The sequence below is a fragment of the Mycobacterium sp. 852002-51057_SCH5723018 genome (assembly GCF_001667035.1).
Classification (GTDB): domain Bacteria; phylum Actinomycetota; class Actinomycetes; order Mycobacteriales; family Mycobacteriaceae; genus Mycobacterium.
The window spans coordinates 1-6,292 of sequence record NZ_LZIR01000071.1; the positions used below are offsets into that span (position 1 = coordinate 1).

Genomic DNA, 6,292 nt, shown 5'->3' on the forward strand with positions numbered 1-6,292 from the left:
CGAGGGTCGATACGTTGGCGCAAAGCACGCAGGCCTCGCTCAAAACGAGCTGGTACCTGCTCGGGCCGGCGTTCGTCGCCGCCATCGCCTATGTCGATCCCGGAAACGTCGCGGCCAACGTCAGCGCGGGCACGCAGTTCGGCTACCTGCTGCTGTGGGTCATCGTCGCCGCCAACGTGGCGGCGGGCCTGGTGCAGTACCTGTCGGCGAAGCTCGGGCTGGTGACCGGACGGTCGCTGCCCGCGGCGATCGGCCGGGGGATGAGCCGTCCGCTCCGGCTGACCTTCTGGGCGCAGGCCGAGATCGTGGCCATGGCGACCGACGTCGCCGAAGTGATCGGCGGCGCCATCGCCCTGCGCATCCTGTTCGGCTTGCCGCTGCCGCTCGGCGGGATCATCACCGGGGTGATCTCGTTGCTGCTGCTGTCGATCAGAGACCGTCGCGGCCAACTTCTTTTCGAGCGCGTCATCACCGGCCTGCTCCTCGTCATCGCCGTCGGCTTCGCGGCCAGCTTCTTCGTCGCGACGCCGCCGCCCGGCGCCGTAGTCGGCGGATTGCTGCCGCGATTCCACGGCACCGAAAGCGTGCTGCTGGCCGCCGCCATCCTGGGTGCGACGGTCATGCCGCACGCGGTGTACCTGCACTCGGGCCTCGTGCTGGATCGGCACGGGCATCCCGCGGCGGGCCCGGAGCGGCGCTGGCTGCTGCGGGTCACCCGGGTGGACGTGGTGCTGGCGATGGCCGTCGCCGGAACGGTGAACGCGGCGATGCTGCTCGTCGCCGCGATCAACCTGCAGGGCCGCGAGGAAACCGGATCCATCGACGGCGCCTATAGCGCGATCCAAAACACCCTGGGCGTGACGATCGCGGTCCTGTTCGCGATCGGGCTGCTGGCCTCCGGGTTGGCGTCGTCATCGGTGGGCGCCTACGCCGGCGCCATGATCATGCAGGGATTGCTGCACCGGTCGGTTCCGATGCTGGTGCGCCGCTTGGTCACGCTGTGCCCGGCGGTGGCGATCCTGGCGCTCGGTTTCGATCCGACCCGCGCGCTGGTGATATCCCAGGTCGTCTTGTCGTTCGGCATCCCGTTCGCGGTGCTTCCGCTGGTCAGGCTGACCAGCAACCGCGAACTGATGGGTCGTGACGCCAACCACCCAGTCACGACGGTGATCGGCTGGGCGGTCGCGGTCATGATCAGCGTGCTCAACGTGGTGCTGATCTGTCTGACCCTCGCGGACTGACCACGATTCTGACGCGACGGCGCCGCGCTCGCCGTCACAACTAGCGCCGCCGAGCGGTCGCAAGAAACTCGCAAGGACTTCGCGAAGATTCGGCAAGCGGGGTGCGCCAGCCTATGGTTGTCGGCCCACGCGGGGCCACGACAAAAAAGTCTTCAAAAAAGTGTCCGACTCGCGCCGGGTGCGCCCTCCTACCTATGACAGCGCCCCATCCCGGGCCGCTGCCCACCCCCAAGGAGCACCCGATGAGCACGAGCTACGACCCAGAGCGAACCACCCTCGCACCGCGCGGCCAAGAGTCCACCGCGGCCTACGCCTGGGTGTCGAGCCCGCTCGGTGACCCGACCGATTCCGCCTCGGACCGTCCGTACGAGCGCAACCTTCCGCCCAACCACCCGATCACCTCGCCGACCAGGCGCAGGCCAATCGACAAGACGTTCGTGGTCGGAGGCCTGGTCGGCTTGGTCGGTGCGGGCGCCGTGCTGGCGTTCGCCCTCTTCGGCAACTCGTCCCAACCGCAGAACGGCGGCGCCGCGCCGGCCGCTCCCGCCTCCGCGGCCCCGGATAACCCGACCCCCGCCGCGGTGGTCGCTCCCCTGTCCGACAGCCCGCCGCCCCCGGCCGACCCGGGCACCCAGCCGGACGCCGCGCCGAAGGGCCCGGTCGTTACCGCCAACGCACCCGCACCCCGTATCGGGGCGCCCGTTTCCGCGCCGCAGCTACCTCCGCCGCATTCGCTGCCTTCTGCGCCGAAGGTGCCGCCGTCACTGTTCCCGAACCTGCCCGCGCTGCCGCCGCTGCCGTCACCGCCGTCGCTGTGCTTGCCGCCGCACCACCTGGTGCAGGGGGTTTGCAAATGAGGTCCCGGGCAACGGGCGAGGCCGTGTGGTGACTCCGACCTCGCCCACGCCTCCGCCGCGGAGCTGGAATTTCCTCGTGCCTTTTCACCCCGGCGGGCGCACACTTATTCGCAGCGTCGGTACTCACCTGACCGGCACCGGCGCCTCTGGGGTTGGGAAAGCGACGTGACGACCGCACTATCCAATTGGGACATCGTCAGCGACGCCGAGTTGGCTCGCGCGGCCGCGACGGGCGATCGACGCGCGTTTGCCATGATTTACGACCGTTACGCCGACCGGCTGCACGACTTCTGTATCGGCATGGTGCGCGATCGCGACTCCGCCGCCGACTGCGTGCAAGACGTGTTCTGCGTCGCGGCGACCCAGCTGCCCAAGCTGCGCGAGCCCGACAGGCTCCGCCCCTGGCTGTATGCCATCGCCCGCAATGAAGCCCTGCGCTGCATCCGTGAGCGCCGTCGCGAACAAGCCTCCGACGAGCTGCCCGAGGCCGCGTCGCACGACGCGGGCCCAGACACCCTGGCCGCCCGCAACGAGCTGGCCAGTCTCATCGCCGAGGCCGCCGGTGGGCTCGTCGACCGCGACCGCACGGTACTCGAGCTGGCCTACCGCCACGGCCTGGACGGACCCGAGCTGGCCGAAGCGTTGGAGGTCAGCCCCGGCACCGCCAACAAGATGGTGTCGCGGCTGCGGGGCACCATCGAAACGTCGCTGGGTGCGCTGCTGGTGGCCCGGCGCGCCCAGCACACCGCCGACAAATGCGCCGAGCTGGCCGCCATCCTCGCCGACTGGGATGGGCGCTTCAGCGTGCTGATGCGCAAACGCATCACCCGCCACATCGAGTCCTGCCCCACCTGCGAAGACGAGCGGCGCCGCCTGGTCAACCCGGTCGCGCTGCTGGGCGCGGCACCGGTGCTCATTCCGGCCCCCGCCTGGCTGCGGGATCAGACGCTCGGCCAGATTCGGCTGACCTCGGCCGGCGGCAGCCTCACCAGCAGCGGCGACCCGGACGGCGGCGCGCAGTCCGGCTACGACGCGCCGACGGTGGCGTTGTCTTCGCCCGCCGCGGAAGGGCACGACGGGGATCGCGCCGACGGCGGCCAATCCTGGCGGGCTCGACGGATCATCCCGTGGATCGCGCTGTTCGCCGTCGCCTTCTTCGCCTCGTTGGGGCTGATGTTCGCCTTTCTGCACCACGACAGGGTCGCCATCACGCCGACCGAAATGAGGGGAACCGCGCCCGCGCCCATGAAGCCGGCCGCCCCGCCGATTCCCGCGGCGCCGCCGATCGTCGCTCCGCCGCCGGTGATGCCGCCACCGCCGATCGTGGCGCCGCCGCCGATCGTGGTGTTACCGCCGCCGGTGTTGGTGCCCCCGCCGATCGTGTTACCGAAGCCGCCCGTCGTGACACCACCCTCGTACCCGCAGAGGCCGCCGTCGCCTCCCTCGGCGCCTCCGTCACCGGTGCCGCCGCGCCGCCGCCGCCGTCGCATCCGCCGGTCATCTACTGAACCGTGGCGCGCAGGTCGCGCGGTACGGCAATATGGGGAGCGTCGTCGTCCGTGAGAGGCCCGCCGGAGTTAGCTTGGTTCAAGATCGCAGCGCCCAGACGGTGACCGCGTAGATGCCGGCCCGCCGGCACCCCTATTTCGCATACGGGTCGAATCTGTGCGTCAGGCAGATGGCGATGCGCTGTCCGGATGCCGCCGATCCGCGGCCGGCGGTGCTGTCCGATCACGACTGGCTGATCAACCAGCGCGGCGTGGCCACCGTCGAGCCGTTCGCCGGCAACGAGGTGCACGGGGTGCTCTGGCACGTCTCCGACGACGACCTGGCGACGCTGGACAGCGCCGAGGGCGTGCCGGTGCGCTACCGGCGCGACCGGCTGACCGTCCGCACCGACGACGGGGCGTCGCCGGCCTGGGTCTACATCGACCACCGGGTGACCCCGGGCCCGCCCCGACCGGGATACCTGCCCAGGATCATCGACGGTGCCGTGCAGCACGGCCTGCCGCAGCGCTGGATCGACTTCTTGCGGCGCTGGGATCCCTCCCATTGGCCCCGCCCCATCGCCGCGACAACCCCAGCACCGCAATCGCTTTCAGCGTTGTTGAGCGAGCCCGGAGTGGTCGAGGAGAGCCGGCTGCGATCACGCTTCGGTTTTCTTGCCATCCACGGCGGCGGCCTGGAGCAGATGACCGACGTCATCGCCGAACGCGCCGCCGAGGCCGCCGACGCGTCGGTGTATCTGCTGCGTCACCCGGACCGCTACCCCCACCACCTGCCGTCGGCCCTCTACGACCCGGACGAATCGCCCAGGCTCGCAGAGTTTCTCGACCACGTCGAGGTGGCTATCTCGCTGCACGGCTACGGTCGCATCGGGCGCAGCGCACAACTGCTCGCCGGGGGGCGCAACCGCGCGCTGGCCAACCACCTGGCCCGGCACGTCCGGCTGCCCGGTTATCAGGTCGTCACCGACATCGACGACATCCCGCCCGAGCTGCGGGGCCTGCATCGCGACAACCCGGTGAACCGGGTCCGCGAGGGCGGCACGCAGCTGGAACTGTCGGTGCGCGTCCGTGGCATCAGTCCGCGCAGCCCGTTGCCGGGCGCCGACGGCTTGTCACCGGTCACCAGTGCCCTGGTGCGGGGCTTGGCGGCGGCGGCGCGGTCCTGGTAGTTGTTTTGTCGTTTGAGACGGAGGTTGTTGGTGGACAAGGATTTTCGCTTTGGGCTAAGCATGCGGTTCTTCAAGTCGCGCTCGGCATTGGTCGACAAGGTCAAGCGGGCCGAAGACCTGGGATACGACATCCTTTGCGTGCCAGATCATCTCGGCGCGGCGGCACCGTTTCCGACGCTGACCGCGGTCGCGATGGCCACAACGCGGCTGCGGCTCAGCATGTATGTGCTCAACGCCGCGTTTTACAAGCCGGCGTTGCTCAGCCGCGACATGCAGGCCCTTGACGTGCTCAGCGATGGCCGCCTCGAGATCGGGCTCGGCACCGGCTATGTCCGGGAGGAATTCGAGGCCGCCGAGATCCCCTACCCCACCGCCGGCGCCCGGGTCGACCACCTGGAGCACATGACGAAATATCTGAAGGAACACCACCCGACGACGCCCATCCTCATCGCCGGCAACGGCGACCGGGTGCTGACGCTGGCCGCCCGGCACGCCGACATCATCGGCCTGACCGGCGCCCGGGTGCGCGACGTCGACGACCCGCTGGCCGAACGCATCGAGTTCGTCCGCAAGGCCGCGGGTGATCGGTTCGAGCCGCTGGAGCTCAACATGGTGATCACGGCGATGCCACCCGACGGCGAGACCGAGCCCGACCTGCGGATGACCCGCCGGTACGCACCGGACCTGTCCGATGAGGAGTTGCTGTCCATGCCTTCGGTGCTCAGCGGCTCCCCCCGCGAGATGGCCGACCAGCTGTCCGGACTGCGCGAAAAGTACGGGTTGACATCGTTCACCGTGCAGGACAACAGGCTCGACACCTTCGCGAAGGTCATCGCCGAACTGCGGTGATCGCTGGCGCCGCCAACGTTCTTGAGGCGGTCCGCCCGGTAAGCTCAGCCCGTCCGCCCTCGTAGCTCAGTGGATAGAGCACGGCTCTCCTAAAGCCGGTGTCGCAGGTTCGAATCCTGCCGGGGGCACCATTTGACCAGCTCGAAAATAAGTCCGTGCAATATGCGTGGAATAACGGGCACCTAAACGCGGGTCTAACCCCCGGTCACCGTCAACCGGCTCTGACAAGGAGATCGCCTACATCAAGTACTACGACGCAAAGGTCTTGCACAACGTCATCGATCGCGCGATTCAGATCAACGGATCACTGGGCTTCTCAGGGGACTTGCCCTTGGAACAAATGTATCGGGCAGCGCGCCCGGCACGCTTTTACGACGGACCCGACGAGGTTCATCGTGACAGCGTCGCGCGGTTGATACTTCGCGACTACGCTCCCCCGCCCGGAAACGTTGCCACCGAACATATTCCCACGCGCCGCGCCACGGCTCGAGAGCGCTTCGCGGAACTCCTCGCCCCCACCGGGGACTGACACAACACCAGCGACGCGCAACGGTTAATCACTTCTTTCGGCGAAAAGCCTCGAGCGAGCGATCGCGAGCCGGCACCGGAATTCAGCGATCCAACACTACGCCCGAGAGACCCGGAAGAGTCGCACGCGGCCAGGCACA

5 protein-coding genes, 1 tRNA gene and 1 pseudogene are annotated in these 6,292 nt (G+C 68.9%); all 7 read left to right on the forward strand.

The features are described 5' to 3' along the window. A partial coding sequence (locus A5764_RS14740; protein ID WP_369807324.1) for an Nramp family divalent metal transporter occupies positions 1 to 1,241 on the forward strand: 1,241 nt, incomplete at its 5' end. 242 nt (positions 1,242 to 1,483) lie between these two features. Continuing rightward, entirely contained in the window at positions 1,484 to 2,098 is a 615-nt protein-coding gene (locus tag A5764_RS14745) for a hypothetical protein (protein ID WP_156664689.1), read from the forward strand. A 165-nt stretch (positions 2,099 to 2,263) separates the two neighbouring features. After that, entirely contained in the window at positions 2,264 to 3,661 is a 1,398-nt protein-coding gene (locus A5764_RS29850) for an RNA polymerase sigma factor (protein ID WP_067114255.1), read from the forward strand. Between the two features lie 58 nt (positions 3,662 to 3,719). Next, complete coding sequence (locus A5764_RS14755; RefSeq protein ID WP_067114256.1) at positions 3,720 to 4,775, forward strand: poly-gamma-glutamate hydrolase family protein; 1,056 nt, start codon at positions 3,720 to 3,722, stop codon at positions 4,773 to 4,775. A gap of 24 nt (positions 4,776 to 4,799) precedes the next feature. Further along, positions 4,800 to 5,624, forward strand: a complete 825-nt coding sequence (locus tag A5764_RS14760; RefSeq protein ID WP_082951707.1) for an LLM class F420-dependent oxidoreductase — start codon at positions 4,800 to 4,802, stop codon at positions 5,622 to 5,624. A 55-nt stretch (positions 5,625 to 5,679) separates the two neighbouring features. Beyond that, a tRNA-Arg gene (locus A5764_RS14765) sits at positions 5,680 to 5,755 on the forward strand. 95 nt (positions 5,756 to 5,850) lie between these two features. Continuing rightward, positions 5,851 to 6,153: pseudogene (locus A5764_RS14770) on the forward strand (acyl-CoA dehydrogenase family protein); the annotation flags it as partial. Positions 6,154 to 6,292 lie beyond the last annotated feature (139 nt).